This is a genomic window from Pantoea sp. alder81 (assembly GCF_020179835.1).
Classification (GTDB): Bacteria; Pseudomonadota; Gammaproteobacteria; order Enterobacterales; family Enterobacteriaceae; genus Pantoea.
Window position 1 is genome coordinate 778,889 of sequence record NZ_JAIUDA010000002.1, and the last position, 26,914, is coordinate 805,802.

At 54.2% G+C, this 26,914-nt stretch carries 23 protein-coding genes and 6 tRNA genes; 19 read left to right on the forward strand and 10 right to left on the reverse strand.

Annotation, left to right across the window (positions count from 1 at the left end; translation table 11 throughout):
• Positions 1-298 precede the first annotated feature (298 nt).
• Together LBW88_RS08535 and LBW88_RS08540 are read left to right on the forward strand one after the other, a co-directional pair.
• A complete protein-coding gene (locus LBW88_RS08535) occupies positions 299-1,990 on the forward strand; it encodes a sensor histidine kinase (RefSeq protein ID WP_320442531.1) in 1,692 nt (563 codons plus the stop codon).
• A complete protein-coding gene (locus tag LBW88_RS08540; RefSeq protein ID WP_045816617.1) occupies positions 1,987-2,712 on the forward strand; it encodes a LytR/AlgR family response regulator transcription factor in 726 nt (241 codons plus the stop codon). Before LBW88_RS08535 ends, LBW88_RS08540 begins: the two co-directional genes overlap by 4 nt.
• A 33-nt stretch (positions 2,713-2,745) precedes the next feature.
• Here LBW88_RS08540 and glk read toward each other — a convergent pair whose 3' ends face one another.
• Both glk and LBW88_RS08550 read right to left on the reverse strand, forming a co-directional pair.
• On the reverse strand, positions 2,746-3,711 hold the full coding sequence (glk, locus tag LBW88_RS08545) for a glucokinase (protein WP_224930831.1): 966 nt from the start codon (positions 3,709-3,711) through the stop codon (positions 2,746-2,748).
• Between the two features lie 291 nt (positions 3,712-4,002).
• On the reverse strand, positions 4,003-5,658 hold the full coding sequence (locus tag LBW88_RS08550; RefSeq protein ID WP_224930829.1) for a thiamine pyrophosphate-binding protein: 1,656 nt from the start codon (positions 5,656-5,658) through the stop codon (positions 4,003-4,005).
• Positions 5,659-5,871: 213 nt separating this feature from the next.
• On the opposite strand from LBW88_RS08550, the gene mgrA reads away from it, so the two are divergent.
• Together mgrA and LBW88_RS08560 are read left to right on the forward strand one after the other, a co-directional pair.
• Positions 5,872-6,864: an L-glyceraldehyde 3-phosphate reductase gene (gene mgrA, locus LBW88_RS08555; protein WP_224930824.1), complete on the forward strand. Its 993-nt coding sequence runs from the start codon at positions 5,872-5,874 to the stop codon at positions 6,862-6,864.
• Positions 6,865-7,023: 159 nt separating this feature from the next.
• Positions 7,024-7,380, forward strand: a complete 357-nt coding sequence (locus LBW88_RS08560; RefSeq protein WP_224930823.1) for a DUF2502 domain-containing protein — start codon at positions 7,024-7,026, stop codon at positions 7,378-7,380.
• 48 nt (positions 7,381-7,428) lie between these two features.
• Here the strand turns inward: LBW88_RS08560 and LBW88_RS08565 are convergent, their stop codons facing one another.
• Positions 7,429-8,670 carry an Nramp family divalent metal transporter gene (locus LBW88_RS08565; protein ID WP_224930820.1) on the reverse strand — a complete coding sequence of 414 codons (1,242 nt, stop codon included), beginning with the start codon at positions 8,668-8,670 and terminating at the stop codon, positions 7,429-7,431.
• A gap of 369 nt (positions 8,671-9,039) precedes the next feature.
• Here LBW88_RS08565 and LBW88_RS08570 point away from each other — a divergent pair, with 369 nt between their 5' ends.
• From LBW88_RS08570 to LBW88_RS08590, 5 genes are all read left to right on the forward strand, one after another.
• Positions 9,040-10,230, forward strand: coding sequence for a NupC/NupG family nucleoside CNT transporter (locus LBW88_RS08570; RefSeq protein ID WP_224930817.1), 1,191 nt, complete (start codon positions 9,040-9,042; stop codon positions 10,228-10,230).
• A 192-nt stretch (positions 10,231-10,422) separates the two neighbouring features.
• Positions 10,423-11,511, forward strand: a complete 1,089-nt coding sequence (locus LBW88_RS08575) for an LLM class flavin-dependent oxidoreductase (protein ID WP_224930815.1) — start codon at positions 10,423-10,425, stop codon at positions 11,509-11,511.
• On the forward strand, positions 11,511-12,494 hold the full coding sequence (locus LBW88_RS08580) for an ABC transporter substrate-binding protein (RefSeq protein ID WP_224930812.1): 984 nt from the start codon (positions 11,511-11,513) through the stop codon (positions 12,492-12,494). Before LBW88_RS08575 ends, LBW88_RS08580 begins: the two co-directional genes overlap by 1 nt.
• Positions 12,491-13,081, forward strand: coding sequence for a cysteine dioxygenase (locus LBW88_RS08585; RefSeq protein WP_224930809.1), 591 nt, complete (start codon positions 12,491-12,493; stop codon positions 13,079-13,081). The genes LBW88_RS08580 and LBW88_RS08585 overlap by 4 nt, the downstream gene beginning before the upstream one ends.
• Positions 13,074-14,690 (forward strand): rhodanese homology domain-containing protein, encoded by a 1,617-nt coding sequence (locus LBW88_RS08590; protein WP_224930807.1) that lies wholly within the window; start codon positions 13,074-13,076, stop codon positions 14,688-14,690. Before LBW88_RS08585 ends, LBW88_RS08590 begins: the two co-directional genes overlap by 8 nt.
• A gap of 331 nt (positions 14,691-15,021) precedes the next feature.
• Here the strand turns inward: LBW88_RS08590 and LBW88_RS08595 are convergent.
• Positions 15,022-15,097: transfer RNA gene (locus LBW88_RS08595), tRNA-Ala, on the reverse strand.
• Between the two features lie 40 nt (positions 15,098-15,137).
• Positions 15,138-15,213: transfer RNA gene (locus LBW88_RS08600), tRNA-Ala, on the reverse strand.
• 333 nt (positions 15,214-15,546) lie between these two features.
• Here LBW88_RS08600 and LBW88_RS08605 point away from each other — a divergent pair.
• Together LBW88_RS08605 and LBW88_RS08610 are read left to right on the forward strand one after the other, a co-directional pair.
• Positions 15,547-16,332, forward strand: a complete 786-nt coding sequence (locus tag LBW88_RS08605; RefSeq protein ID WP_224930805.1) for a formate/nitrite transporter family protein — start codon at positions 15,547-15,549, stop codon at positions 16,330-16,332.
• A gap of 114 nt (positions 16,333-16,446) precedes the next feature.
• On the forward strand, positions 16,447-16,800 hold the full coding sequence (locus LBW88_RS08610; RefSeq protein WP_034825897.1) for a YfeC-like transcriptional regulator: 354 nt from the start codon (positions 16,447-16,449) through the stop codon (positions 16,798-16,800).
• An 84-nt stretch (positions 16,801-16,884) separates the two neighbouring features.
• On the opposite strand, the gene gltX is transcribed toward LBW88_RS08610, so the two are convergent.
• A complete protein-coding gene (gene gltX / locus LBW88_RS08615; RefSeq protein WP_224930802.1) occupies positions 16,885-18,306 on the reverse strand; it encodes a glutamate--tRNA ligase in 1,422 nt (473 codons plus the stop codon).
• A 273-nt stretch (positions 18,307-18,579) separates the two neighbouring features.
• On the opposite strand from gltX, the gene LBW88_RS08620 reads away from it, so the two are divergent.
• The 5 genes from LBW88_RS08620 to LBW88_RS08640 all read left to right on the forward strand — a co-directional run bounded on the left by LBW88_RS08620 (position 18,580) and on the right by LBW88_RS08640 (position 19,473).
• Positions 18,580-18,655, forward strand: a tRNA-Val gene (locus LBW88_RS08620).
• 46 nt (positions 18,656-18,701) lie between these two features.
• Positions 18,702-18,777 (forward strand) — tRNA-Val (locus LBW88_RS08625).
• A gap of 41 nt (positions 18,778-18,818) precedes the next feature.
• Positions 18,819-18,894, forward strand: a tRNA-Val gene (locus LBW88_RS08630).
• Positions 18,895-18,898: 4 nt separating this feature from the next.
• Positions 18,899-18,974: transfer RNA gene (locus LBW88_RS08635), tRNA-Lys, on the forward strand.
• A gap of 148 nt (positions 18,975-19,122) precedes the next feature.
• Positions 19,123-19,473, forward strand: coding sequence for a FlxA-like family protein (locus LBW88_RS08640; protein ID WP_224930799.1), 351 nt, complete (start codon positions 19,123-19,125; stop codon positions 19,471-19,473).
• Here LBW88_RS08640 and LBW88_RS08645 read toward each other — a convergent pair.
• The gene (locus tag LBW88_RS08645) at positions 19,470-20,390 is read right to left on the reverse strand and encodes a LysR family transcriptional regulator (RefSeq protein WP_224930796.1); all 921 of its coding nucleotides are present in this window, start codon (positions 20,388-20,390) and stop codon (positions 19,470-19,472) included. The genes LBW88_RS08640 and LBW88_RS08645 overlap by 4 nt on opposite strands.
• A 99-nt stretch (positions 20,391-20,489) precedes the next feature.
• On the opposite strand from LBW88_RS08645, the gene LBW88_RS08650 reads away from it, so the two are divergent.
• Positions 20,490-21,491 (forward strand): bile acid:sodium symporter family protein, encoded by a 1,002-nt coding sequence (locus LBW88_RS08650; protein ID WP_034825889.1) that lies wholly within the window; start codon positions 20,490-20,492, stop codon positions 21,489-21,491.
• A gap of 31 nt (positions 21,492-21,522) precedes the next feature.
• Here LBW88_RS08650 and LBW88_RS08655 read toward each other — a convergent pair whose 3' ends face one another.
• The 3 genes from LBW88_RS08655 to zipA form a co-directional block, all read right to left on the reverse strand.
• Complete coding sequence (locus LBW88_RS08655; RefSeq protein ID WP_224930793.1) at positions 21,523-21,741, reverse strand: DUF3820 family protein; 219 nt, start codon at positions 21,739-21,741, stop codon at positions 21,523-21,525.
• A gap of 1 nt (position 21,742) precedes the next feature.
• The gene (ligA, locus tag LBW88_RS08660) at positions 21,743-23,761 is read right to left on the reverse strand and encodes an NAD-dependent DNA ligase LigA (RefSeq protein ID WP_224930790.1); all 2,019 of its coding nucleotides are present in this window, start codon (positions 23,759-23,761) and stop codon (positions 21,743-21,745) included.
• Between the two features lie 72 nt (positions 23,762-23,833).
• Positions 23,834-24,820, reverse strand: coding sequence for a cell division protein ZipA (gene zipA / locus LBW88_RS08665; RefSeq protein WP_224930787.1), 987 nt, complete (start codon positions 24,818-24,820; stop codon positions 23,834-23,836).
• A 217-nt stretch (positions 24,821-25,037) separates the two neighbouring features.
• Here zipA and cysZ point away from each other — a divergent pair, with 217 nt between their 5' ends.
• Entirely contained in the window at positions 25,038-25,796 is a 759-nt protein-coding gene (gene cysZ / locus LBW88_RS08670; protein WP_224930784.1) for a sulfate transporter CysZ, read from the forward strand.
• A gap of 140 nt (positions 25,797-25,936) precedes the next feature.
• Entirely contained in the window at positions 25,937-26,908 is a 972-nt protein-coding gene (cysK, locus tag LBW88_RS08675; RefSeq protein WP_224930781.1) for a cysteine synthase A, read from the forward strand.
• Positions 26,909-26,914 lie beyond the last annotated feature (6 nt).

Consider the following 26,914-nt stretch of genomic DNA (forward strand, 5'->3'; position numbering starts at 1 on the left):
GGTGCCAGGGCCAGAACGGGCCAGCCCGATCGCAAAGACTACACGCATCCCTGCAGATCGGCTGGGCCATCCATGGCCCAGACGCTTTGCTCTTCGGGCTGGCCCGTTCTGGCCTTGAGCTGAATGCGTTGCTGTTTTAAAACCGCGCGGAGCATGCTGGAGGATTTGGCAGGAAAATTGATCTAAACCATGAGAAGCGTTTTGCGGGTGTCGCGGCGCTGGCAGATCTCGATCACATTTTTTATCATAGCGTCACCCAGGTTCACTCCGAGAGATGCCCTTGCCTTCCCACTTCGACATGCTGCTGGCGGTTTTTGACCGCGCTGCGCTGATGCTGATTTGTCTGTTCTTCCTTACCCGCACGCGGGTATTCCGTCAGCTGCTGCAAAAAGATGAGCATTCGATCAAAGAGAAAGTGGTGGTGACAGCGATTTTCTCGCTGTTTGCGCTGTTCAGTACCTGGTCGGGTATTAACGTGGATGGTTCATTGCTGAATGTCCGCGTGATTGCGGTGATGTCCGGCGGTATTCTGTTTGGCCCCTGGGTTGGTATCGCCACCGGGGTGATTGCGGGGATACATCGCTATCTTATCGATATGGATGGCGTCACGGCCGTGCCTTGCCTGATTACCAGCATCATTGCCGGTATCGCTTCTGGGTTTATCAATCGTCGCGTAAGTAAAGAGCAGCGCTGGCGCGCCGGTATTCTTGGCGGCATGCTGTGCGAAACCCTGACCATGGTGCTGATTGTTTTATGGGCCAGCCCGCTGGCGTTGGGCTTTTCGATTGTTTCTGAAATCGCGTTACCGATGATTCTCGGCGCATCGAGCATTGGCTTGATTGTGCTGTTGGTACAGAGCGTGGAAGGAGAAAAAGAGGCGATTGCAGCGCGCCAGGCCAAGCTGGCACTGGAGATTGCCAATAAAACCCTGCCGCTGTTTCGCCAGGTGAATAGCCAGTCGTTGCGTCAGGTGTGCGATATCATTCGCAGCGATATTCATGCCGATGCCGTGGCCATCACCAATACTCAGCAGATTCTCGCCTATGTCGGTTACGGTGAGCATAACTATCAGAACGGGGATGACGGCATCAGCCCGACCACGGCGCAGTCGATTGCGAGCGGCAAAATCATTATCAAAAATAATGATGAGGCACATCGCACCAAAGATATTCACTCAATGCTGGTTATTCCCCTTTGGGAAAAAGGGGAAGTCACGGGCACGTTAAAAATCTATTATCGTCGTGCACATCGCATTACCGGATCGCTGAAAGAGATGGCCATTGGTTTGTCGCAAATTATCTCTACACAGCTGGAGGTGTCGCGCGCTGAGCAGTTGCGTGAGATGGCGAACAAAGCGGAACTGCGTGCGTTGCAGAGCAAAATTAATCCCCACTTCCTATTTAACGCACTGAATGCCATCTCCTCTTCCATTCGTCTCAATCCAGATACAGCACGTCAGCTGGTGATCAATCTGTCGCGCTATTTGCGCTACAACCTTGAGCTGAACGATGACGAGCTGATCGATATCAAAAAAGAGCTGTGGCAGGTTAAGGACTACATTGCGATTGAACAAGCGCGTTTTGGCGACAAGCTGTCGATGATTTATGACATTGATGAAGATCTGCACTTCACGCTGCCGAGTTTGCTGATTCAGCCCCTGGTAGAGAATGCCATTGTGCACGGGATTCAGCCCTGCCGTGGCAAAGGGGTGGTGACCTTGAGTGTGAAAGACCTCGGTGATTATGTACGCGTCGCGGTGCGTGATACGGGCGCGGGCATTAGCGAAGAGGTGATTGGTCGTGTCGCGCGTGATGAGATGCCGGGCAATAAAATCGGGCTGCTTAACGTGCATCATCGGGTGAAACTGCTTTCCGGACAGGGGCTGAGTATCACTCGCCATCATCCGGGGACGGAAATCGCCTTCACTCTGAGCAAAAATGGTCAGCGTCTGGCTGCACCGTTAAGCCATATCACGGAACACAGCACGTGAAAGCCATCATCGTCGAAGACGAGTTTCTTGCTCAGCAAGAGCTGAGCTGGATGATTCAGCAGCACAGCCAGATCACTATCGAAGCCTGTTTTGATGATGGGCTGGAAGTACTGAAGTATCTGCAAAACCATCGGGTGGATGTCATTTTCCTCGACATCAATATTCCATCGCTGGATGGCATGCTGCTGGCCCAAAATATTAACCAGTTTGCGCATAAACCGCTGATTGTGTTTATCACCGCGTGGAAAGAGCATGCGGTGGATGCTTTTGAGCTGGATGCGTTTGACTACATCCTCAAGCCCTATCACGAGTCGCGCATTATCACCATGCTGAATAAGCTGGAAGCCAGCGCACAGCAGCAACTCGCCCAGCCCTCCACTCAGCAAAGCGCGCCGCAAACCGTTAATCTGGTGAAAGACGAGCGCATTATCGTGACGGATATTAACGATATCTATTACGTCGAAGCGCATGAAAAACTGACGTTTGTTTATACGCGCCGCGAAGCGTACGTGATGTCGATGGCGATCAGTGAATTTTGTAGTCGCCTGCCAGAACAGTTGTTCTTCCGCTGCCATCGTTCGTATTGCGTCAACCTCAGCAAAATCCGCGAGATCGAGCCGTGGTTTAACAATACTTATCTGGTGAAGTTACGTGATTTGGATGCACAGGTGCCGGTGAGCCGCAGCAAGGTGAAGGCGTTTCGCCAGTTGATGAGGTTGTAAAGCGAGCAGCAGGACGCTGCTCGCCTGAAAAGATTACAGTACGCGACCCAGCGTCTGGCGCAGATGCGCGCCCGCGCCCAGTAAACCAGGCTGATCGTGAGTGATCATATATACCGGGATATCGACCAGATAATCACGGAAGCGGCCTTTATCTTCAAACGCAGCGCGGAAGCCGGAGGCTTTGAAGAACTCGAGGAAGCGCGGCACGATTCCGCCGGCGATGTACACGCCACCAAAGGTGCCGAGATTGAGCGCCAGGTTGCCACCGAAACGTCCCATAATCACGCAGAACAGCGACAATGCACGACGACAATCGATGCAGCTGTCTTTCAATGCACGCTCGGTGACATCTTTCGGCTTAAGATTTTCGGGTTCGCGGTTGTCGGTTTTGACGATAGCGCGGTAAAGATTCACTAACCCGGAGCCTGACAGTACGCGTTCCGCCGACACATGGCCCAGTTCTGCGCGCAGCACTTCGAGAATTTCACCCTCTTCTTCGCTGTTCGGTGCGAAGTCAACGTGACCGCCCTCGCCCGGCAGGCTAATCCAGCGTTTATCCACGTGCACCAAATGGCTCACGCCTAATCCGGTACCGGCGCCGTAAATCGCAATCGGTTTGCCTTCTACCGGCGATTTACCACCAAACTGAATCACTTGATCTTCGGCCAGCATCGGGATGGCCATCGACACGGCAGTGAAATCATTGATGATTTCCAGGCTGTCGAATGCCAGATGCTCTTTCATCTCACGGGTTGAGAATGCCCAATCGTGGTTGGTCATCTCGACCCAATCGCCGGTGATTGGACAGGCAATCGCGATGCAGGCGTGTTTAATCTCCTGCTTTTGCTCGTCGAGATAAGCACGAATCACCGCTTCGAGATTGTCGTAGTCTGATGTTGAGAATGTTTTGGCCTGGGAGATGGCACCGGTTTCCACCTCACACAGGGCGAGACGGGCGTTGGTGCCGCCCACATCGCCGACCAGGGCGTATTTAGTCATTCTTCTGCTGCTCCGCTTGGGTCATAAACAATTGCAGGACACTATATAAGAGCCTGCCAATAAAACAATAACGCCCATCAGCACGATGGGCGTAAACATTTCTGGTGCGTGCCACAGCCTGACAATCAGCGGCTTCACTGTATAGAGGCAACTTTCCGAAACTGCAGGCTTATCGCGTCAGCCTCGCGGAAATGGCCGGCGCGCAGAAACCGGAGCGTACCGAGAGTACGAGAGGATTTCGCGCATCGCCGGGTCAACAGTGGCGATTCACCAAGCTTAAGCCGAACAACGTTAGCCACCGTTGCGCTGATGCAGTGCCGCCGTGACTTTACGTAATAGTGGCGGCAGATCCTGCTTCTCCATCACCACTTCCACCAGCGTCAGGCGACGATCACGCATTAATTGCTCCATCACCGCCGTTAACTGCACCGTCTCGCTCACTCGCCAGCTTTGCGCCGCACACTCCACGCTCATCGCGTGCGGCAGCGCGGTCCAGTTCCACTGTGCGATGTCGTTGTAACGCTGTTCAGCACCGTGAATCGCTCGCTCAACCGTGTAACCGTCGTTATTGATCAGGAAGATAATCGGCTGTTGCCCGTCACGCTGCATCGAACCCAGCTCCTGGATCGTGAGTTGCGCTGACCCATCCCCGATAATCAGAATCACGCGTCGGTCAGGTTGTGCCGTTTGTGCACCAAAGGTCGCCGGTAAAGTATAGCCAATCGAGCCCCATAACGGTTGCACCAGCAATTGTGCGCCCGGCGGTAAACGCAGCGCGGCGGCACCAAAGGCGGCCGTGCCCTGATCGGCCAGGATAATATCACCCGGCAGCAGGAAGCGCTGCATCGCCTGCCAGAATGCGCGCTGACTGATTACCGCATCATCGTTTTGCTCAATTTCTTCGCAAAACGCAGTGTCAGCCAGCGCCCAATGTGCGCAGTGGCGTTGGTAAATCGGCAGCAATGCGGCGAGGGCCTGCGCCATGCTGAGCGGCGCAAAGCGTTCCCCGCCCACCGTGGCGTGAAAAGGTTGCAGGTCAATAACGCGTTCTGCGGGCAACTGTTGAGTGAAACCGGCGGTTAAGGTATCGGTAAAACGCACGCCGATACACAGCGTGACATCCGTTTCTTCAATGGCCCGGCGCACTGCTTCGCTGCTGCCTTCTGCGGCGTATGTACCCACATAGCCTGGCTGATGTTCATCGAGCACGCCTTTTCCCATCAGTAATGTGGCGGCAGGAATCGCGCGCAATTGGCGAAGATCGGCCAGCGGCGACTGCAATTGCCAACGCGAAGCGAGGAAATCGGCCAACAGCGCAACACGCTGCGCGGGAGCCAGTAAGCGCTCGGCGGCAGCAGCGAATGCCGTCGCAACCGCATTGTCCTGATGGACAGGTTCTGTAGGTTGAACATCAGGCATCGCAATGTGCGCCGCCGCGACATCCACCGCCAGCAGCAGATATCCGGGCCGATGCTGGTGAAGCGCCTCTGCTATCACGCGGTCAATTTCTTCGACCGCATTCTCCGAAGTCAGCACCGCGCTGGCGGCACTCACCTCTTGCGCCATGCGCAGGAAATGATGGAAGTCGCCGTCCCCCAGAGAATGGTGCACGCAATCACCTTGTCGCTGCGCATCACTGGCTGGCGCGCCGACTATATGAATCACCGGAACATATTCTGCGTAGCTGCCCGCAATCCCATTGATTGCACTCAGTTCACCGACGCCAAACGTGGTGAGCAACGCTGCTGCACCGTTGCAACGGCCATAGCCATCCGCCGCGTAGGCGGCATTGAGTTCATTGGCGCAGCCAACCCAGGCAATATCAGGGTGGGCGATAACGCTGTCGAGAAATTGCAGATTGTAATCACCCGGCACGCCGAACAGGTGACGGATGCCAGCTTGCTGTAAACAGTGCAGTAAATAGTCGCCAACGTTGAGGGTTTTCATCGACAGCTCCTTCTTAATGGGATGATCGAAGTATCAGCGATGTGGCTGAATTGGCGAGATTTTCACCATCAGCGCATGGTGATTTGTGGCAAGCAATCGTTACGACGACAGAAAATTCTGTAAGTTGCGATCTTCGGCGCGTTTCAGCTTAGTGTAAACGCATACACTGCTATGCTGATGTCACTTTCTCCCCTTTTGAGACAGGAACGCTGCATGTCCGTATTTCCTCATCCCGACCGCTATCAACAGATGCAATATCGTCGCAGTGGCCGTACCGGCCTGAAATTGCCGGCCATTTCGCTGGGTTTGTGGCACAACTTTGGCGACAGCACGCGCGTCGATAACAGCCGTGAATTACTGCGCCACGCCTTTGATCGCGGCATCACTCATTTCGACCTCGCCAATAACTACGGACCCCCGCCGGGTTCTGCCGAGTCCAATTTCGGGCGCATTCTGCGTGAAGATTTTGCCGGCCTGCGCGATGAGTTGGTGATCTCCACCAAAGCTGGTTACACCATGTGGGACGGTCCTTACGGTGACTGGGGTTCGCGCAAGTATCTGATCTCCAGTCTGGATCAGAGCCTGAAACGCATGGGTCTGGAGTATGTCGATATCTTCTATCATCACCGTCCCGATCCGGAAACGCCGCTGGAAGAAACCATGCGCGCGCTGGATCAGGTGGTGCGCCAGGGTAAAGCGCTGTACGCGGCGATTTCCAACTACCCGGCGGATAAAGCAGCCGAAGCGATTGCCATTCTGCGCGATCTCGGTACGCCTTGCCTGATTCATCAGCCGAAATACTCCATGTTCGAACGTGCACCGGAAGAGCAGGGTTTACTGGATGTGCTGGGTGATAACGGCGTCGGCTGTATCGCCTTCTCCCCGCTGGCGGGCGGCGTGCTGACCGACCGCTATCTGCAAGGCATTCCTGAGGACTCGCGTGCCGCCAGCGGCAGTAAATTCCTTAGTGAGAGCCAGCTGACGCAAGAGAAAATGGAGAAGGTGCGTAAGCTGCAGGCCATCGCGCAACAGCGTGGGCAGAAGCTGGCGCAAATGGCGCTGAGCTGGGTGCTGCGCGATGCGCGTGTCACTTCGGTGCTAATTGGTGCCAGTAAAACCGCGCAAATTGATGATGCGGTGGAGATGTTAAGCCAGCCAGTGCTGACAACTGAAGAGATCGAAGCGATTCATAACATTCTCGTGTAAACGCTTACTCACCCGGCTCAGGCCGGGTGTTTTCCGCAGCAGAAAATTCTCAATTCAGATTTCCCGCAACCTTTTCAGACTCACTCTCAAGGCAACACTGGACCGATGTGGCACACTAGCGCAACGGTGGCAGTGATAAGCCACTGAAAAGGAGAAGTTATGAAACGTGCAATTTTGTTTGCCGCCTTGCTGGCAACACTTTCACCCCTGGCGATGCACACAGCAGAAGCCAACAGCGCCACGCTGACATTAGCACCGGGTGTCACGCTGCATCTCGGCGATCGCGATCGTCGTGGTTACTATTGGGATGGCGGACATTGGCGTGAGCCACGCTGGTGGAACGACCGTTATCGCTATAACGATCACCGCTGGTGGCGTCACGAAGAGTGGCGTCGTCATCAGGCTTACGAACGTGAGCGTGAACGCCGCTGGCATGAGAGAGAGCGCCGTGAACATTGGCGTCACGATCATCGCCATGATGATCGCCGCGACCATCACGACCACCACCATCATTGATAAAAAAATCCCGGCTGCTGAGCCGGGATTTTTTGTTTTCTCGATGCGTTACCAGCCGAGCGCTTCGCCCACCAGCAGATAAAGATTTAACGCCACTACCAGCACCACAATCAGCCGTCCGGCATTTTGCATCAGGCGAGAATTGACCATCTCATCGCCCATCAACTCGCGATTGCCGGTGAAAGCCAGCAGCGGAATCAGCGCCAGCGCGATACCGAAGCTCAGCAGCACCTGGCTCATCACCAGAATGCGCGTTGGATCCCATCCTGCCCAGATCACGATAAAGGAAGGCAACATGGTGATGGTGCGACGCAGCCAAAGCGGAATATGGAAGCGAATAAAGCCCTGCATCACCACCTGCCCTGCCAGCGTACCCACCACAGTAGATGACAAACCCGCCGCGACAAGGCTCAAACCAAACACGATGGCAGCGGCATGGCCGAGCAGCGGTTGCAGCGTCAGATAGGCCTGGTCGAGATCAACAATACTGGTGTGGCCGCTAAAGTGGAAAGCGGCCGCGGCGGTGGCCATCATCGCCAGATTGACGAAGCCCGCGATGGTCATGGCAATCGCCACATCCAGTTTGGTCGAGGAGTAGCGATCTGCTTTACTGCCAATGTTGCCGTGCTGTGTCAATGCCGAGTGCAGATAAATCACGTGCGGCATGATGGTGGCCCCCAGTACACCGGCGGCGAGGAAAACGGCGTCAGAGGTAGGCAGTGAAGGCAGCGCCATGCCGGTGACCAGTTCACTGACCTTTGGCTGTGAGAAAAACAGCTCAACAATATAAGCGGCCGCGACAAACAGCAGCAGGCCGCCAATCACCAGCTCCAGCGGCTTTTGGCCCCTGCTTTGCAACATCAAAATCAGGTAGGTGGCAATCCCGGTGAGCACCGCACCTTGCAGTAGCGAAATCCCCAGCAATAATTTAAAGCCGAGTGCCGCACCGATAAATTCAGCGAGGTCAGTGGCCATGGCGATGATTTCCGCCTGCACCCAATAGAACCACACCGCCGGGCGCGGAAAACGATCGCGAATATGTTCGGCAAGATTTTTGCCAGTGGCAATGCCGAGTTTGGCCGACATCAGCTGAATCATCATTGCCATGATGTTGGCCCAGACTACCACCCACAGCAGTTTATAGCCGTAGGCCGCACCGGCCTGAATGTTGGTGGCGAAGTTACCGGGATCGATATAACCAATCGCCGCGATGAAGGCAGGGCCAAGCAGCGCGAGCTTGATTTTTCTGGCTCCGCGAGCGGCGCGCTCAGCGGTGCGACTTTCTGACATAGTGTGGACCCTGTCCTAACGCTTGTTGACCCTTGCAGACTAACGGGCGCTCAAGGCAAGTGAAAATTGATTATAGTTATCGTAATAATAGATGGTGCTATGAAGTATAGCCATTGCTATACCTTGCGGTAAAGCCAGTTCTTGCCAAAATGTTTGCAACAGGAATCACTCTACTCTCGGGTTATTTTATAGACAATGTTTTTGTGGATATTTCTTGTGAAGGGTTTGTGAAGAGGTTGTGAGCGGTGAGACTATTCTTAGAAATTTGTCGATACCGAATACTTATAATGTGGTTTTGATCTCGTTTTTAAGTAACGCGTTACATAGAATACGCAACAAAATACAACCCTCCTCAAATTTGGAGCCGACATGTCCCATATTTTGCACTTTCTTTTGGCATTAGTGGTGGTAGCCGCACTGGCCTTACTGGTCAGTCACGATCGTAAAAGCATTCGCATCCGCTATATCGTCCAGCTTCTGGTGATTGAAGTTCTGCTGGCGTGGTTCTTCCTTAACTCTGAGGCAGGCCTCGGCTTCGTCAAAGGGTTTGCGGGGGTGTTTGACCATCTGCTCAAGTATGCCGCCGAAGGGACTAACTTCGTGTTTGGCAACATGAACGACAAAGGCCTGGCGTTCTTCTTCCTTAATGTTCTGTGCCCGATCGTGTTCATCTCCGCGCTGATCGGTATTTTGCAGCATTTCCGTATCCTGCCATGGGTTATCCGCGGCATCGGTACCGTGCTGTCAAAAGTGAACGGTATGGGCAAACTGGAATCCTTTAACGCTGTAAGCTCTCTGATTTTGGGACAGTCAGAAAACTTTATTGCGTATAAGGATATCCTCGGCAAAATGTCGCAGCGTCGCATGTACACCATGGCTGCAACGGCGATGTCGACAGTTTCCATGTCCATCGTGGGCGCCTACATGACGATGCTGCAACCCAAGTATGTGGTCGCTGCACTGGTGCTGAACATGTTCAGTACCTTTATCGTGTTGTCATTGATCAACCCGTACCGTGTCGATAACGAAGAAGATCTGCAGTTGCAGGATTTGCATAAAGGTCAGAGCTTCTTCGAAATGCTGGGCGAATATATCCTTGCTGGTTTCAAAGTGGCGATCATCGTTGCGGCGATGCTGATTGGTTTTATCGCACTGATTTCTGGACTGAACGCACTGTTTGACCTGATCTTCGGCATCAGCTTCCAGGGTGTGCTGGGTTATGTGTTCTACCCGTTTGCGTGGGTGATGGGCGTGCCGTCCAGCGAAGCACTGCAGGTGGGCAGCATCATGGCGACCAAGCTGGTGTCTAACGAATTTGTGGCGATGATGGATCTGCAGAAAATTGCCGGTCAGCTGTCACCGCATGCGGAAGGCATCCTGTCTGTGTTCCTCGTATCGTTCGCTAACTTCTCTTCTATCGGGATTGTGGCGGGTGCGATTAAAGGTTTGAACGAAGAACAGGGTAACGTGGTTTCTCGCTTCGGCCTGAAACTGCTGTACGGTTCAACCCTGGTGAGCGTGCTCTCTGCCGCTATCGCCGGTCTGGTTCTGGCCTTCTGATGATGGGGGCGAGCTGCGGCTCGCCCTTCTCTTCTTAATTATATTTTTCTGTTCTATCTCGCTTTGATTCCTGCTTATCCCCGCCAATCGCCACTTCCCCGCTAAACGCAAAACCTTTGCACAATATTGAATTTCCTTCGCGGATACCTGCGCCCGTAGCTTTTCTCCATAACGTCACATCTGGAGAATCGTATGAGCATTCAATTTCTTGGCATGATTGGCCACCGTCTGGCTTCAGAGATCATTCCCGCTAGCGGGCCGCTATTCGATAAAGACTACATCGCGCGTTTTGCCCGCGCCCATGAAGAAGCCGGATTCGACCGCATTCTGGTGGGTTATTGGTCCGATCAACCCGACGGTTTTCTGGTCACCGCACATGCCGCGGCACACACCTCAACACTGAAATTCCTGCTGGCACACCGTCCGGGTTTTGTCGCACCGACACTGGCCGCACGTAAGCTGGCAACGTTGGATCAACTGACCGATGGTCGTCTGGCTGTACATATCATCAGCGGCGGTAGTGATGTCGAACAGCGTCGTGATGGTGACTTCCTCAATAAAGCCGAACGCTATGCCCGCAGCGATGAGTTTCTTGCTGTGCTGAAGCAGAGTCTGGAGTCGAGCCAGCCTTATGATCATAAGGGACACTTTTACCAGGCTGAGCAGGCGTTTTCTGCCATCAAGCCCGTGCAGAAAAAACTGCCGGTGTACTTTGGCGGATCGTCACAGGAAGCGATTGATGTCGCAGCACGTCACGCCGATGTGTTTGCCCTGTGGGGTGAGCCATTGAAAGGCGCAGAAGAGACGGTGCGCAGCGTGCGAGCGGCGGCGGCGCAGCAGGGACGTGAAATCGACTTCAATATCTCGTTCCGTCCCATCATCGGTAAAACCGAGAAAGAAGCCTGGGAGCGCGCCGAGCATATCCGCGAACTGGCCGAGAAACAGCTGCGCGAAACCGGCTTCGCCTTTGGCAAACCTAAACCTCAAAGCGTCGGGGCTCAGCGCCTGCTGGCCGCCGCCAATGAGGGCGATCGTCTGGACAAAGTGCTGTGGACCGGCGTGGCAAAACTGGTGCAAGGCGGTTACAACTCCACGGCGCTGGTTGGCACCGCCGATCAGGTTTCCGACGCGCTGCTGGATTACTATCGCCTTGGCATTCACAGCGTGCTGATTCGCGGCTTTGATCCGCTGAATGATGCGGTGGAATACGGCGAGGAACTGATTCCGCTGACGCGCGAAAAAGTGGCTGCGCTGAATGCCGCTGACAAAAGGAGCGCCTGATGCGGCTGGCTGCACTGTTTACCGGTGTTGCGCTGGCGCTCTCCACGCTCAATCCGCTGTTCGCTGCTGATAAAGTCACGTTGCGTCTGGGCGATGTAAAAGGGGATCGCTTTGCCGCATTAAAAGCATCGGGCGAACTCAATAATCTTCCCTACGATTTGAAACTGACGGCGTTTGATTCGGGTGCACCTGTGCAGGAAGCGTTGAATGCCGGCGCACTGGATGTCGGCTTCACGGGCGATCTGCCGTTCCTGTTTGTGTTCGCGGCTGGCGCGCCGGTGAAAGCCGTGGGCGCATGGCAGAACAATCCTGACAGTATCGCGCTACTGACGCGTCCCGATGCCGGAATTCACCGTTTGCAGGATTTGAAAGGCAAGCAAATCGCGGTGAATCGCGGCGGCTGGGGCCACTATCTGCTGCTTGGGTTGCTGGAGCGTGCTGGATTAAAACCAGACGATGTCACGCTGCGTTTCCTCGGCCCTGTCGATGGCCGTGCTGCATTGACCTCCGGTGCCGTATCCGCATGGGCGCCATGGGAACCTTATATCGCCACCTCCACCGCTGTGGACGGCACAGTGCGCGTCGCTGACGGCGGCGGCAAAGGTATTATGTCGGGCTATTCCTATGCGCTGGCGCGTGATGAAGCGATCAATGATGCAGGTAAACGTAAAGCGATTGCCGATCTGCTGGCGCGTCTGGCTAAAGCACAAATCTGGGCGCAGCAACATCCGCAGGAATTTGCCAGCGTGCTGGGTAAGTCACTGAACATGCCCACCAACATCACCCGCAGCTGGATTGCCGATGCACGTATTCGTCCATTGGTGTTTGATGCCAGCCTGATCCCCACGCTGCAAAAATCTGCCGACTTCTTCCATCGCTATCAGGTATTGCCGAAGGCGATTGATGTCAGCAAAGCCTTTGATTTTAGTTTGTCTGCTCAGGCCAATCAGGTCGCTAAAAGCGCGCCGGGAGATAAATCATGAGTGCATATCAGCATCATCGTTTACGCGACTTTGTCGGTAGCCTGGCCACCTTGCTCGACCAGAATCCCGATGAAGCCACTGTTCTACAACAGGGCAGCGCCTGGCTGGGCGAGTTGATCCAGCACGACGACTGGCTGGACGAGGCTTACACCCAGCCGCATCCCGAACACTATCAACAATATCTGCTTTACGCCGATGCCCGACAGCGTTTCTCCGTGGTGAGCTTCGTGTGGGGGCCGGGCCAGCAAACGCCGATTCACGATCATCGCGTCTGGGGATTGATTGGCATGCTGCGTGGCGCGGAGATTTCGCAATCCTGGCAGCCGGGGCCGAACGGCCTGCAACCGGAAGGTGCGCCAGTACGGCTCGATCCCGGCAGCGTCGAAGCCGTCTCTCCCACCGTGGGCGATATCCATCGCGTGAGCAATGCCTATGACGATCGCGTCTCGATCAGCATTCACGTTTATGGCGCCAACATTGGCGCGGTAAAACGCGCGGTGTATCGCGAAGACGGCAGTGAAAAACAGTTCATCTCCGGTTACAGCAACCGTTACTTACCGAACATTTGGGATCTATCACATGAGTAAACCCGTTTTCCCTTTCCGTCAGGCGGCGGACATTCTTGAGGCTCTGCGTCAGCAGCAGGAAGTGGCAATTATTGATGTGCGCGACGAAGCGCTGTTTGCCACCGGCCATCCGCTATTTGCGGTGAACATTCCACTCTCCAAACTGGAGCTGGAGCTGTTGGATCGCATTCCACAAGCCACTACAGCCATCACTTTATATGATAACGGCGAGGGCCTGGCGCAGACGGCAGCAGAGCGCATTGCCGCGCTGGGTTACAGCAATGTGGCGCTGTTAAAAGAGGATTTAGCCGGTTGGCAGGCAGCAGGCGGTGAGCTGTTTATTGATGTGAATTCACCGAGTAAAGCCTTTGGCGAACTGGTTGAGCATCACAATCACACCCCTTCCCTGTCAGCCGATGAAGTGCACAGCTTGATCAACAGCGACGCCAACGTGGTGGTGCTGGATGCCCGCCGCTTTGATGAATACCAGACCATGAGCATTCCAGGCGCCACCAGTGTACCGGGCGGTGAACTGGTGCTGCGCGTGCGCGATATCGCGCCATCACCGGAAACCACGGTGATTGTGAACTGTGCGGGACGCACGCGCAGCATCATCGGTACTCAGTCGCTGGTGAACGCGGGCATTCGCAATCCGGTGTTTGCATTGCGCAATGGCACCATTGGCTGGACGCTGGCAGGTCACGCGCTGGATAAAGGGCAGTCGCGCCGCTACGGTGAAACCAGCGAAACCGCACAGCGCCAGGCAGCAAATAACGCGCGAGGCATTGCCGATCGCGCAGGCGTAGAACGTATTCCACTGGCAACGCTTAAGCGCTGGCAGCAGGAACCGCGTACCACTTACCTGTTTGATGTGCGCGATGCCGATGAGTATGCGGCAGGTCATTTGCCCGGCAGTCGGCATGTTCCCGGCGGACAGCTGGTGCAGGAAACTGACCATTACGCCAGCGTGCGCGGTGCGCGCATTGTATTGATTGATGACGACGGCGTACGCGCTAATATGACCGCCTCCTGGCTGGCGCAGCTCGGCTGGCAGGTCTCGGTGCTGGAAGAGCTGCAGGCCAGTGATTTCAGCGCCACCGGCGCCTGGAAAGCGCAGGTTCCTGCTGTTGCGCAGCCCGAGTTTATTTCTCCGCAGCAACTGGCGGAGTGGCTGGAAGAAGGTCAGACCCAGGTACTGGACTTCACCACGCGCGCCAATCACCTTAACAGTCATATTCCGGGTGCGGGCTGGCTGCTACGTTCAACACTGCAAAAAGAAGGCAAAGCCATACTGCCAGCGGCACGACGTTATGTGCTGACCTGCGGCAGCAGCCTGCTGGCCGGATATGCGGTTGAACAGGTGGCGGAACTCACCGGCAAGCCGGTGTTCGTGCTGGAAGGCGGCAACGCGGCCTGGCGCGCCGCGCAGCTGCCTACCGAGCAAGGCGACCAGCAGTTGCTGTCACCGGCGATTGATCGCTATCGCCGTCCGTATGAAGGTACCGATATCGAACCTGCCGTGATGCAGGCCTATCTGGATTGGGAATACGGTCTGGTGGCGCAGTTGGGGCGTGATGGCACGCACGGCTTCCGCGTGCTGCCTGCGCAAGCGCAAACCGCAACCGCTTAATCTTTCGCGCTATAAACAGCGTCGTGACAAGTTTGTGCTGCTGGGATGAGATCAACTCAGTAAGCACAAGGCTCTGGTAGCGCGATTTATGGCGCACTTTGTTGAGATGCTGATCTCAATGGATGAGATCATCTCAGCGCGTAAGAAGCTGCTGCGGTGCGATCCATTGCGCATTGCTTCGAGTGACTTGATATCAATGAGTATGGGCGCATTTCAGTACGCAAGAAGTTGTCGTCGCACGAACGATGACGCTATTCAACATAGGAAATGAGTAAAAGTAAAATCAGTGAATTTTGAATTGTATTGCATTTGTTCAGGACGAACAGAGATTTGGTGGAGATAAGCGGGATCGAACCGCTGACCTCTTGCATGCCATGCAAGCGCTCTCCCAGCTGAGCTATACCCCCACATCTGGAAATCTTTTTCAGTGCATCGTTAGAAACGATTTGGTGGAGATAAGCGGGATCGAACCGCTGACCTCTTGCATGCCATGCAAGCGCTCTCCCAGCTGAGCTATACCCCCAGCACCGAAAAACAGCCGATTTAACTCGACGGACGGCATCATATGAAACCGCTCCCTGAGTGTCAACGCCAAATTCTCGTTCTGTGTTCAATCGCTGAAAAAGGCGGCAAACCGCTGCCACTGAGGCTTTTTTTTGAACTGCGCACCGCCTTTTTTATGCCCTTCCCATCACGCCAGCACGTTACATCACGGTTAAAGTTGTTAGGAATAATCTTGTATTCGGTATGGGTAAGTGTAAAACTTAGCGCGCTAATTAACCGGTCAACCTTCCAGGGTATATCGCTCTTTGATCGGCCAGCACTTTCCCCTTGTTCAATAATAGAAAAGTGAATTATGTCGCTGCATACACCGAAAGAGATCGCCCAACTGGCGATTCAAGCGGGCGTGGCTAAAAGCCGTTTGCCTGTTTCCACCTTGATGATTCTTGGTTTTATGGCCGGTGCCTTTATTGCCACCGGTTTTCTGTTGGATCTGCATGTTATCAACCAACTGCCTGCTGAATGGGGCTCCTTTGGCGGCTTCCTCGGCGCAGCGGTGTTCCCGGTTGGCCTGATTCTGACCGTACTGGCCGGCGGCGAACTGTTAACCGGCAACATGATGACCTTACCGATTGCCTGGTTCGCCCGCCGTATCAGCGGCTTTAGCGTGCTGCGCAACTGGTTCTGGGTCACGATTGCTAACTTTATCGGCAGCATCGCGGTCGCCTGGTTCTTTGGCCACATGTTGGGCATGACCGAAGGCGATTATCTGAAAAAGACCGTGGCGATTGCACACGCGAAAGTGAATGCGGATTTCCTGCACGCCTTCATTTCCGGCATTGGTTGCAACTGGCTGGTGTGTCTGGCGGTGTGGTTAGCCTTCGCCAGTAAAGACATGGTCGGCAAAATCTTCGGCATGTGGTTCCCGGTGATGGCCTTCGTCGCGATTGGCTTCCAGCACGTGGTGGCCAACATGTTTATTGTGCCTGCCGCGATTTTTGCCGGACAAATGAGCTGGGCTGAATTTGCGCCAAACGTGATTGCCGTGTTCCTCGGCAACGGCGTGGGTGGTGCAATATTTGTTGGTCTCACCTATTTCCTTGCTTTCCGTCCTGCCCAGGCTGAAACCAGCGAAGCTTAATATCCGATTTATGCCTTTTGTCATCAGACAAGAGGCATTTTCCTGCCTGATTACTTTTCCCCGTTACGTTTTGTTGTAATATGTACAGCTAATGTATTTAACAGGGACAGCATCGTGAAAAAGGAATGGCTCACCCCCGAGGAGCTCGCGCTGGAAACGGGCTACAGTCGGCAAACGGTGAATAAGTGGATCAAACGCGAAAACTGGACAACCACGCCTAAGCCCGGCGTACAGGGTGGTAAAGCGCGATTGATTCATATTGATGAGCGTGTAAAAAGCTTTGTTCAGTCCACCCGCCACGCGACAGAGCCGGCGGCCAATTACGGTGCTCAACAAAATACGTTACCTGCGTTATTAATAAATTCTGTCCAGCAAATGACAACCGCTGAGCAAGATCAACTGGCTGCGTTGTTACTGCGCGAGGGGATAAGTGGCGTGCTGGAACGGCTAGGAATTAAAGAAGATTAAAAAAAGCCGGGCGCATCACGCACCCGGCTTTTTTAATACCCACGATAAGTGAAGCGGCAACGCTACAGGCTGCCGCTGACTCAATTAAGCCTGGGCTTCACGCTCAGCAATGAAGGCCAGCGCTTTTTCGATACGAGCAACACTGCGGTTGCGACCAATCGCTTCAACCGTCACATCCAGTGCCGGAGACTGACCTGCACCGGTCACCGCTACGCGCAGTGGCATGCCCACTTTGCCCATGCCCAACTCGAGCGCATCAGCAGCACCCTGAATCGCGTTGTGCACATTCTCCGCGTTCCACTCGCTGTCGCTCAGCGCTGCCAGCTTGTCACGCACTACTTCCAATGGCTGGCGTGCAACTGGACGCAGATGTTTTTTGGCCGCATCAGCATCAAAGGCTTCAAATTCTTCATAGAAGTAACGACAAGAAGCCGCAATCTCGACCAGCGTTTTGCAACGCTCGCCCAGCAGCGTTACCAGCTTCGCCAGTTCCGGGCCGGTGCGGGTATCAATATTCTGTTGCTCAATGTGCCACTGCAACTGCGTTGCCACGTATTCCGGCGGCAGCGTATTAATGTAGTGATGGTTCAGCCACTGCAGTTTCTCGGTGTTAAACGCACTGGCAGACTTGCTCACGGCATCCAGAGTAAACAGTTCGGCCATCTCTGCCACACTGAAAATTTCCTGATCGCCATGTGACCAGCCCAAACGCACCAGATAGTTGAGCAACGCTTCCGGCAGATAGCCGTCATCACGGTACTGCATCACACCCACCGCACCATGACGTTTCGACAGCTTCTTACTGTCATCACCCAGGATCATGGAGACGTGCGCGTAAGTTGGCACTTCTGCACCAATCGCTTTAAGGATGTTGATCTGGCGTGGCGTGTTGTTGATATGGTCTTCACCACGGATCACGTGAGTGATACCCATATCCCAGTCATCCACCACCACACAGAAGTTGTAGGTCGGTGAACCGTCGGTACGGCGGATGATCAGATCATCCAACTCCTGGTTGCTGAACTCAATCGGGCCACGGATCTGGTCATCGAAAATCACCGAACCCTCTTGTGGGTTACGGAAACGCACCACGCAAGGCTCATCCGCCGCATGATGTTCATGGCTGTCACGGCAACGACCGTCATAACGTGGCTTCTCGCCTTTCGCCATCTGATCTTCACGCAACGCTTCTAAACGCTCTTTAGAGCAGTAACATTTATAAGCCGAGCCTGCTTCAACCATTTCATCAATCACCGCGTTGTAACGGTCAAAGCGCTTGGTCTGATAGTAAGGACCTTCATCCCACTGCAGGTTGAGCCAGTTCATTCCATCCATGATGGCTTCAATGGCTTCCGGCGTTGAGCGTTCCAGATCGGTATCTTCGATACGCAGAACGAATTCGCCCTTGTTATGGCGAGCATAAAGCCAGGAATAAAGAGCAGTACGGGCACCGCCCACATGCAGATAGCCAGTAGGGCTGGGTGCGAAGCGAGTTTTGATTTTCATTCAGCATTGCCTTAGATGCGCAGGTTTCTTTATCTGGATGACAAAAAAACGGGTTAACGCGAAAAAACAGTGCGCATATTCTAGCAGGTGGGACGCTTTCCTCAATGACTCTCGCGGCGGCATCACAGATTGAAGTGCGTTTTTCTGCTAATAAAACCAGCACATTGGCTAAAAGCGCGGCATGCTGCCTAAATTTAAAGCGAACGCACATTTATGTTTTAAAAAGCGTTGACTCACTTCGCTGGATCCCTATAATGCGACTCCACACAGCGGGGGTGATTAGCTCAGTTGGTAGAGCATCTCCTTTACACGGAGGGGGTCGGCGGTTCGAGCCCGTCATCACCCACCACTCTAAAAGTGGCTCGCAGTGTGCAAGAGTTTGAAGAGTAAGATATGGGCGATTAGCTCAGTTGGTAGAGCATCTCCTTTACACGGAGGGGGTCGGCGGTTCGAGCCCGTCATCGCCCACCATATCTTAGTCAGATGACACTCTTGTTAAGCAGTTCCGAAGTGGGCGATTAGCTCAGTTGGTAGAGCATCTCCTTTACACGGAGGGGGTCGGCGGTTCGAGCCCGTCATCGCCCACCACTTCGGGTCGTTAGCTCAGTTGGTAGAGCAGTTGACTTTTAATCAATTGGTCGCAGGTTCGAATCCTGCACGACCCACCAATGTAAAAAGGCGCCCTAAAGGCGCCTTTTTGCTATCTGCGATTCGCCCCATCCTGACAAAACCTTTGCGATCACTTAACGCTTTACGCGCTCAAGCCGCTTTATCCCCTTGCCGATAACGATAATGGTCTATTGCAAGGAGAAAACCATGTCTACTATCTCAAGTGTTAGCAGTGTCAGTACCGCAAGCAGCGGTGGCGGGTCGACGTCAGAAGTCGCCAGCCTGAATAAACAAATTCAAAGCATCACCAAAGAAATTAAAGATTTATCCAGCGATGATTCCCTGACAGATGAACAAAAATCTGAACAGGAACAGATGCTGCAATCGCAGATTCAAATGATTGAAGCGCAAATTGCACAAATCGAGCAGCAGGCGGCAGAAAAAGCGCAACAGAAACAGGAAGCACAGCAGCCCACCACGGAAAGTGCAACCAGCGCCCAGAAAGCCGATGGCATTAACCGTCCGACCGAGTCTAATCAAATTAACGTTTACGTCTAAAACGCCGGTTTGAGTGCTCGTTGTTGCGCCAGCAGGCTTGCCTGTTGGCGCACTTCCTGCCAGATGGCTTCCGCGGCGGGTGTCAGAGAGCGATTTTTGCGTTTAATCAGCATCAGATTGCGATGAATTTCCGGATAGAGTCGCCGCACCGTCAGTTTACGCCCTGCAGGCAACGGTAGCGCCAGCGCAGGTAAAATGCTGATGCCAATGCCCGCTTCCACCATGGGAAATAACGTGGCGGGATGACCAATTTCCTGCACCACCTGCACCTGAATCGATAACTGCTGTAGCGCCGCATCCACCAGCAGTCGACTTCCTGAGGCATAATCCTGCAAAACCAGGTTGCGCCCCGCCAGCATCGTCCATTCCGCCTGCTCGACCTGGGCCAGTTCATCATCCGCATGACACAACAGCAGAAACGGCTCCTGCAAAATCGCTTCGTAATCCAGATCGGCATCCCCTAGCGGCCCAATGACAATGCCAAAATCCACTTCCGCATTGCGTACGCTTTGCAGCACTGACTGCTGAGCGCGATCGTGCAGAATGACGCGAATATCCGGATAACGTTGCTGGCTGCTGGCCAGACACTGCGGCATCAGGTTCGCCGAGGGCGTCTGACTGGCGGCAACACGCACGGTGCCACTGCGTTGTTCGCCGTAGCTTCGGACATCCAGTAGCGTGGTATTTAACTCCTCCAGCAAACGCTCCAGGCGCGATGCCAGCTGGTGCCCCGCTTCCGTCAGCATCACTTCACGCGTGGTGCGGTCCAGTAAACGCACCCCTATTTCCGCTTCCAGCTCTTTAATACTGTGGCTGACCGCCGACTGACTCAGACCAATCGCCTGCCCTGCTTGGCTAAAACTGCCTTGCTGCGCCACGGCCACAAAAGTGCGTAACTGACGTAAGGTATAATTCATCGATTTGGCTCATAGATTGATGCAATAAATCAATTTTATTTCTAAACCCAGCTGGCGCACAATCAGCACCATCATTTTATTTTTAACCGGATTGTAACAATGGGCTTTTTACGACTCGACCCGATGATGGTCAAACTCATCATCACTGTGCTGCTGGCCAGCTTCATCCCGGCCAAAGGCGGGTTTGTCGATTTCTTTGAATACCTGACCACCGCCGCCATTGCCCTGCTGTTCTTTATGCACGGCGCCAAGCTGTCACGTGAGAAAATCATTGCCGGTAGTAGCCACTGGCGTTTGCATCTGTGGATCATGTGCAGCACGTTCGTGGTGTTCCCGATTCTCGGTTTACTGCTGGTGTGGTGGCATCCGGTGAACGTCGGTCCGGAGATTTATACCGGCTTCATTTATCTCTGTATTCTGCCTGCCACCGTGCAGTCTGCCATCGCTTTCACCTCCATGGCGGGCGGCAATGTTGCGGCGGCCGTCTGTGCCGCATCTGCCTCTAGCCTGCTAGGCGTATTCATCTCGCCGCTGCTGGTAAATCTGGTGATGAACGTTCACAGCGATGCGCCGAGCAATGGCCTGGAGCAGATTGGCAAAATCATGCTGCAACTGCTGGTGCCGTTTGTGATTGGCCATATGTCACGTCGCTGGATTGGCGGCTGGGTGGAAAAACATCGTAGCCTGATTGGTAAAACCGACCAGACCTCGATTCTGTTAGTGGTCTACTCCGCCTTCAGTGAAGCCGTGGTCAACGGTATCTGGCATCGTGTGGGTGTGGATACTCTGCTGTGGATTCTGGCGGGTAGCGTGCTGATTCTGTTTGTCGCGCTGGCGATTAACCTAGGTGCCTCGCGTTTGTTCGGCTTCAGCCGTGCCGATGAAATCGTGGTGCTGTTCTGTGGTTCGAAAAAGAGTCTCGCCAATGGCGTGCCGATGGCCAATATCCTGTTCCCGGCCAGTTCCGTGGGGATTATCGTGCTACCACTGATGATCTTCCATCAGGTGCAGTTGATGGTCTGTTCGTTCATCGCCCAGCGCTATAAAGCGGGCAATGAGAAGCGGCTGGCTCAGCAGCAAGTCGAAGTACAGAAATCATAAGTAAAATGGCCCGCAATTGCGGGCCATTTTATTATTCGCTGCGTTTGAGTGGCTTAACCAACTCCTGCAATCCTTCAATTTTGATCGCTAAGGTCAGCTGCATAAGGTCACCCAACCTTCCAGCGGGAAACTCGTTTTTACGTGCAAACCACAGCAGATACTCTTCCGGCACATCAATCAGCATACGGCCTTTATACTTGCCGAACGGCATCGCGGTATTGGCGATTTCAACCAGCTGAAATTTATCCACACTAAGCTCCCAGCAGGCGAATCATTTCCGCTTCGTCGATCACCGGAATACCAAGCTCTTGCGCTTTCGCCAGTTTGGAACCGGCCGCTTCACCGGCAATCAACAAATCCGTCTTCTTCGACACGCTGCCACTGACTTTCGCACCCAGCGCCACTAAACGTTCTTTAGCATCATCACGGTTCATCTGCGACAGCGAACCGGTCAGCACCACGGTCTTGCCGGCAAATGGGCTGTCGATCTCTTCAACATTCACCACTTCCAGCTGTGGCCAATGCACGCCCACCTCTTGGGTGAGTTCGCGGATCACCTCACGATTGCTCTCTTCTTCCATGAAATTACGTACATGCGCGGCCACGATTTTGCCCACGTCCTGTACCGCAATCAGCGCATCGAGATCGGCATTCATTACCTTCTCAAGATCGCCAAAATGATTGGCCAGATTGGCCGCAGTGGCTTCACCGACTTCACGAATCCCCAGCGCATAAAGGAAGCGAGGCAGCGTGGTGAGTTTGGCTTTTTCGAGTGCATCCACCACATTTTGTGCCGATTTCGGCCCCATGCGATCCAGTCCCGTCAGCTTGCCCGCCGTAAGACGGAACAGATCGGCCGGCGTGTGCACATACTCTTTTTCAACCAGCTGATCGATAATTTTGTCGCCCATGCCATCAACATCCATCGCACGGCGAGAAACAAAATGCTTAAGCGCCTCTTTACGCTGAGCACCACAAATCAGCCCACCGGTACAGCGAGTAACGGCTTCGCCTTCCACGCGCTCCACGTCAGAGCCACACACCGGGCAATGGCTGGGGAAGACAATTTCGCGGGTATCATCCGGACGTTCGGATTCCACCACGTTAACCACCTGCGGAATCACATCACCGGCACGGCGAATCACTACTTTGTCGCCAATACGCAGGCCAAGACGCGCGATTTCATCGGCGTTGTGCAGTGTGGCATTACTCACCACCACCCCGGCTACCTGCACCGGCTCCAGACGGGCGACAGGCGTAATCGCACCGGTACGTCCTACCTGAAATTCCACATCGCGCACGAAGGTCATCTGCTCCTGCGCTGGGAATTTAAAGGCCACAGCCCAGCGCGGGGCGCGGGCGACGAAGCCCAACTGCTCCTGCAGTGCCTGCGAATCGACCTTGATCACCACGCCATCAATATCAAATCCGAGTGACGGACGATCCTGCTCAACCTGACGATAAAATTCCAGCACCTCTTCCGCGGTATGCGCCAGGCGAATGCGGTCGCTGACGGGCAAACCCCAGGCTTTAAATTGCTGCAGGCGCTGCCAGTGGCTGGCGGGCATATCACCGCCCTCCAGCAGGCCGAAACCGTAACAGAAGAAAGTCAGAGAGCGTTTAGCGGTGATGCGCGGATCAAGCTGACGCAGCGATCCCGCAGCGGCGTTGCGCGGGTTGGCGAACACTTTGGCACCAGTACGGCGCGCATCTTCATTGAGCTTCTCGAAGCCCGCCTCGGTCATAAAGACCTCGCCGCGCACTTCAACACGCGCAGGAATGTTGTCGCCGTGCAGGCGCAGTGGAATAGCATGGATGGTGCGCACGTTGGCGGTAATATTTTCGCCCGTGGTGCCATCGCCGCGTGTCGCCGCCCGCACCAGCAGCCCATCTTCATACAACAGGCTGACCGCCAGACCATCCAGCTTAAGCTCGCAGCAGTACGTCAGATCATCACTGCTTTTCAGGCGATCCTGGACGCGCTTATTGAAGGCAAGGAAACCGGCTTCATCGAAGGTGTTGTCGAGTGACAGCATCGGCACTTCATGGCGCACCTGTTCGAAGGCGGCCAGCGGCGCCGCGCCCACGCGCTGTGTCGGCGAATCGGGTGTAATGAGATCGGGGTGTGCCGCTTCCAGTTCGCGCAGTTGCTGCATCAGCCGGTCATATTCTGCATCCGGAATTTCCGGCGTATCCATCACGTGATAGAGGTACTCATGGTGACGTAACGAGGTGCGCAGCGCGGTGATCTGCTCCTGAACCGATTTCATAGTGTCTTATCCGATAAAAAACCCCCGACATGCGGGGGTTGTTTCGTTAATATTTGATTTAGCTAGCGGTTATCAACCGATAACTTCGCGAATACGCGTTTTGTAGGTTTCCAGTTTCTGCGGCGTCATCATACGACGCTCATCATCAAGAACCACACCGCCAACATCATCCGCAATACGCTGAGCAGATTGCAGCATCAGCTTAAAGTTTTGGTTCGCATCACCGTAAGACGGCACCATCATAAAGATGGAGATGCCCGGCGTGCTGAAATCGCCCATGGTGTCCGGATTGAAAGAGCCCGGTTTCACCATATTTGCCAGACTGAACAGCACCGGGCCGCTGCCCGCTGGGCTCAGGTGACGATGGAAGATGTTCATCTCACCAAACTGGAAGCCCGCTTGCAGAATACCCTGCAGCAGTGCTTCTCCGTTCAGTTCGCCACCGGCATGGGCGGCAACATGCAGCACCAGTACCGCTTCATTTTTTCTCTGAGTTGAAGCTACAGGCTGTTGAGGTTCTTCGTGAGCAGCCGGCGCATCTTCTTCGTATTCTGGCTCTTCAGCAGCCTGGAATTCAGGCGCGGGCTGAGTCGGCGACAGTGGCTCATTATCCAATAACGGATCGGCCTGAACGGGCTGGGGCTGAGGTTTTGGCTGCGGCGCGGGTCTTGCCACCGCCGGTTGTGGCGCAGGCTGACGCACTTCTGGCTCATCATCCAGCAGCGGATCGCCCATCAATGGGGTTTCATGACGCGGGAACGGCTGACGCGCAGGTTCAGGCGCACGTGGCGCACTGACAGGCTTAGTCACAGGTGCGTCGAATTCTGGCTCGACGTGAGCGTCACGATCGCGACGGACACGAACCTCGCCGACGCCATCATCTTCATCTTCGCTCAGCAGATCTTCATCCGCTTCTTCGCGCTGTTTCAGACGTTTGTGCGGGCGATCGCGAAACACAGAAGAGCGCTCTTTACGGCTGGTCCACAGTCCGTGAAGTAGCAACGCTATTATGGCGATCGCGCCAACAACGATTAATATCAGACGCAAATCCTGCATCATTGTATTCTCTGTTGTTCCAATACCTTGCCACCACGGCAAACTTTATCCTCTAACTGTATTTGCCCAGCTACACAAGTGCAAGTCTGTGCAGTATTTTCTGACAAATAAGATAGCTGCCCCACGCTTTTTTGCTGATTTTTCGCGCAAAGTGCGCCTGCCACCGACAAAAAGCCAGGTTATGATGTTCGCGCCGCCACATAAAGGAGAAAGGCTCGCTATGCCCGTTGAGAAATCGCCCTCATCATTAAATGGTATTCATTACTTTGCCGAAGGCTGGAGGCTGGTGCGTCTGCCCGGCATCCGTCGTTACGTCATTATTCCTCTGCTGGTGAACATTTTGCTGCTGGGAGGCGCCTTTGTCTGGCTGTTTCAACGACTCGGACAGTGGATTCCGGCCTTGATGTCACACATCCCTGATTGGTTGCAGTGGCTCAGTTATTTACTGTGGCCGCTCTCAGTCATCTCGATTGTGCTGGTGTTCAGCTACTTTTTCTCCACTATCGCGAACTGGATTGCCGCACCCTTTTGTGGATTGCTGGCCGAGCAACTGGAGGGCCGCCTCACCGGTAACCCGCTGCCCGATAGCGGTTGGATGGCGATGTTTAAAGATATCCCACGGATCATGAAGCGTGAATTACAGAAGTTTGGCTACTATTTGCCGCGCGCACTGGGATTGCTGCTGCTTTACTTTATCCCCGGATTTGGACAAACAGTGGCGCCGATATTATGGTTTCTGTTTAGTGCCTGGATGCTTTCAATACAGTATTGCGACTATCCATTTGATAACCATAAAGTGAGTTTTCATCAGATGCGCAATGCGTTACGCCAGCATAAAACGGCGAACATGCAATTTGGCGCGATGGTCAGCCTGTTCACCATGATTCCGATTCTGAACCTTGCCATCATGCCAGTGGCAGTATGTGGTGCTACCGCGATGTGGGTCGATCGCTATCGCCTGCAACACGCACGCCGTTAATGCTTCAAAAAGCCTTATGCATTTTTGCGTAAGGCTTATGGTTGTGCGCTATATAGATATGCGATTTCTTTCCTTCCGCACGCGGGAAGAACAGGTATGCTCTGAGGGTTCCCAATATTTCATACAGTTAAGGACGAGCTATGAGTAAGATCTATGAAGACAACTCTCTGACAATTGGTCATACGCCGCTGGTTCGACTGAACCGCATCGGTAATGGACGCATCCTGGCAAAGGTCGAGTCGCGTAACCCGAGCTTCAGCGTCAAATGCCGTATCGGTGCCAATATGATTTGGGACGCGGAAAAACGCGGAATTCTTAAGCCGGGCGTTGAGCTGGTTGAACCGACCAGTGGTAACACCGGTATCGCGCTGGCCTACGTGGCTGCAGCGCGTGGCTACAAGTTGACGCTGACAATGCCAGAAACCATGTCAGTTGAACGTCGTAAGCTGTTAAAAGCGCTGGGTGCAAATCTGGTGCTGACTGAAGGTCCAAAAGGCATGAAAGGCGCGATTGCCAAAGCGGAAGAGATTGTGGCGAGCGATCCTGACAAATTCGTGCTGCTGCAGCAATTCAGCAATCCGGCTAACCCGGAAATCCACGAAAAAACCACCGGCCCGGAAATCTGGGAAGACACAGACGGTGAAGTGGATGTGTTCATTGCGGGTGTAGGCACCGGTGGCACGCTGACTGGCGTCAGTCGTTACATCAAAAATACCAAAGGCAAGAAAGAGCTGATCACCGTGGCCGTGGAACCTACTGACTCTCCGGTTATCGCCCAGGCTATCGCGGGTGAAGAGATCAAACCAGGTCCACACAAGATTCAGGGCATCGGTGCAGGTTTCATTCCCGGCAACCTTGATCTCAAACTGGTTGATCGGGTTGTCGCGATCACCAACGAAGAAGCCATCAGCACTGCACGTCAGCTGATGGAAGAAGAAGGCATTCTGGCCGGAATCTCTTCAGGTGCGGCAGTCGCTGCGGCGCTGAAGCTGCAGGAAGATGAAGCGTTCGCCAACAAGAATATCGTGGTGATCCTGCCCTCCTCCGGCGAGCGTTATTTAAGTACCGCCCTGTTTGCCGATCTGTTCACTGAAAAAGAGCTGCAGCAGTAACCTCCA

Excerpts from the sequence above, each read along its gene's own strand:
- glk (WP_224930831.1), bottom strand. The coding sequence starts at position 3,711 with ATGACTAAATACGCCCTGGTCGGCGATGTGGGCGGCACCAACGCCCGT.
- LBW88_RS08560 (WP_224930823.1), top strand. The coding sequence starts at position 7,024 with ATGAAACGTGCAATTTTGTTTGCCGCCTTGCTGGCAACACTTTCACCC.
- mgrA (WP_224930824.1), top strand. The coding sequence starts at position 5,872 with ATGTCCGTATTTCCTCATCCCGACCGCTATCAACAGATGCAATATCGT.
- LBW88_RS08585 (WP_224930809.1), top strand. The coding sequence starts at position 12,491 with ATGAGTGCATATCAGCATCATCGTTTACGCGACTTTGTCGGTAGCCTG.
- LBW88_RS08535 (WP_320442531.1), top strand. The coding sequence starts at position 299 with ATGCTGCTGGCGGTTTTTGACCGCGCTGCGCTGATGCTGATTTGTCTG.
- LBW88_RS08645 (WP_224930796.1), bottom strand. The coding sequence starts at position 20,390 with ATGAATTATACCTTACGTCAGTTACGCACTTTTGTGGCCGTGGCGCAG.
- cysZ (WP_224930784.1), top strand. The coding sequence starts at position 25,038 with ATGCCCGTTGAGAAATCGCCCTCATCATTAAATGGTATTCATTACTTT.
- LBW88_RS08580 (WP_224930812.1), top strand. The coding sequence starts at position 11,511 with ATGCGGCTGGCTGCACTGTTTACCGGTGTTGCGCTGGCGCTCTCCACG.
- ligA (WP_224930790.1), bottom strand. The coding sequence starts at position 23,761 with ATGAAATCGGTTCAGGAGCAGATCACCGCGCTGCGCACCTCGTTACGT.
- LBW88_RS08650 (WP_034825889.1), top strand. The coding sequence starts at position 20,490 with ATGGGCTTTTTACGACTCGACCCGATGATGGTCAAACTCATCATCACT.
- gltX (WP_224930802.1), bottom strand. The coding sequence starts at position 18,306 with ATGAAAATCAAAACTCGCTTCGCACCCAGCCCTACTGGCTATCTGCAT.
- LBW88_RS08590 (WP_224930807.1), top strand. The coding sequence starts at position 13,074 with ATGAGTAAACCCGTTTTCCCTTTCCGTCAGGCGGCGGACATTCTTGAG.
- zipA (WP_224930787.1), bottom strand. The coding sequence starts at position 24,820 with ATGATGCAGGATTTGCGTCTGATATTAATCGTTGTTGGCGCGATCGCC.
- LBW88_RS08605 (WP_224930805.1), top strand. The coding sequence starts at position 15,547 with ATGTCGCTGCATACACCGAAAGAGATCGCCCAACTGGCGATTCAAGCG.
- LBW88_RS08550 (WP_224930829.1), bottom strand. The coding sequence starts at position 5,658 with ATGAAAACCCTCAACGTTGGCGACTATTTACTGCACTGTTTACAGCAA.
- LBW88_RS08570 (WP_224930817.1), top strand. The coding sequence starts at position 9,040 with ATGTCCCATATTTTGCACTTTCTTTTGGCATTAGTGGTGGTAGCCGCA.
- LBW88_RS08565 (WP_224930820.1), bottom strand. The coding sequence starts at position 8,670 with ATGTCAGAAAGTCGCACCGCTGAGCGCGCCGCTCGCGGAGCCAGAAAA.
- LBW88_RS08640 (WP_224930799.1), top strand. The coding sequence starts at position 19,123 with ATGTCTACTATCTCAAGTGTTAGCAGTGTCAGTACCGCAAGCAGCGGT.
- LBW88_RS08575 (WP_224930815.1), top strand. The coding sequence starts at position 10,423 with ATGAGCATTCAATTTCTTGGCATGATTGGCCACCGTCTGGCTTCAGAG.
- cysK (WP_224930781.1), top strand. The coding sequence starts at position 25,937 with ATGAGTAAGATCTATGAAGACAACTCTCTGACAATTGGTCATACGCCG.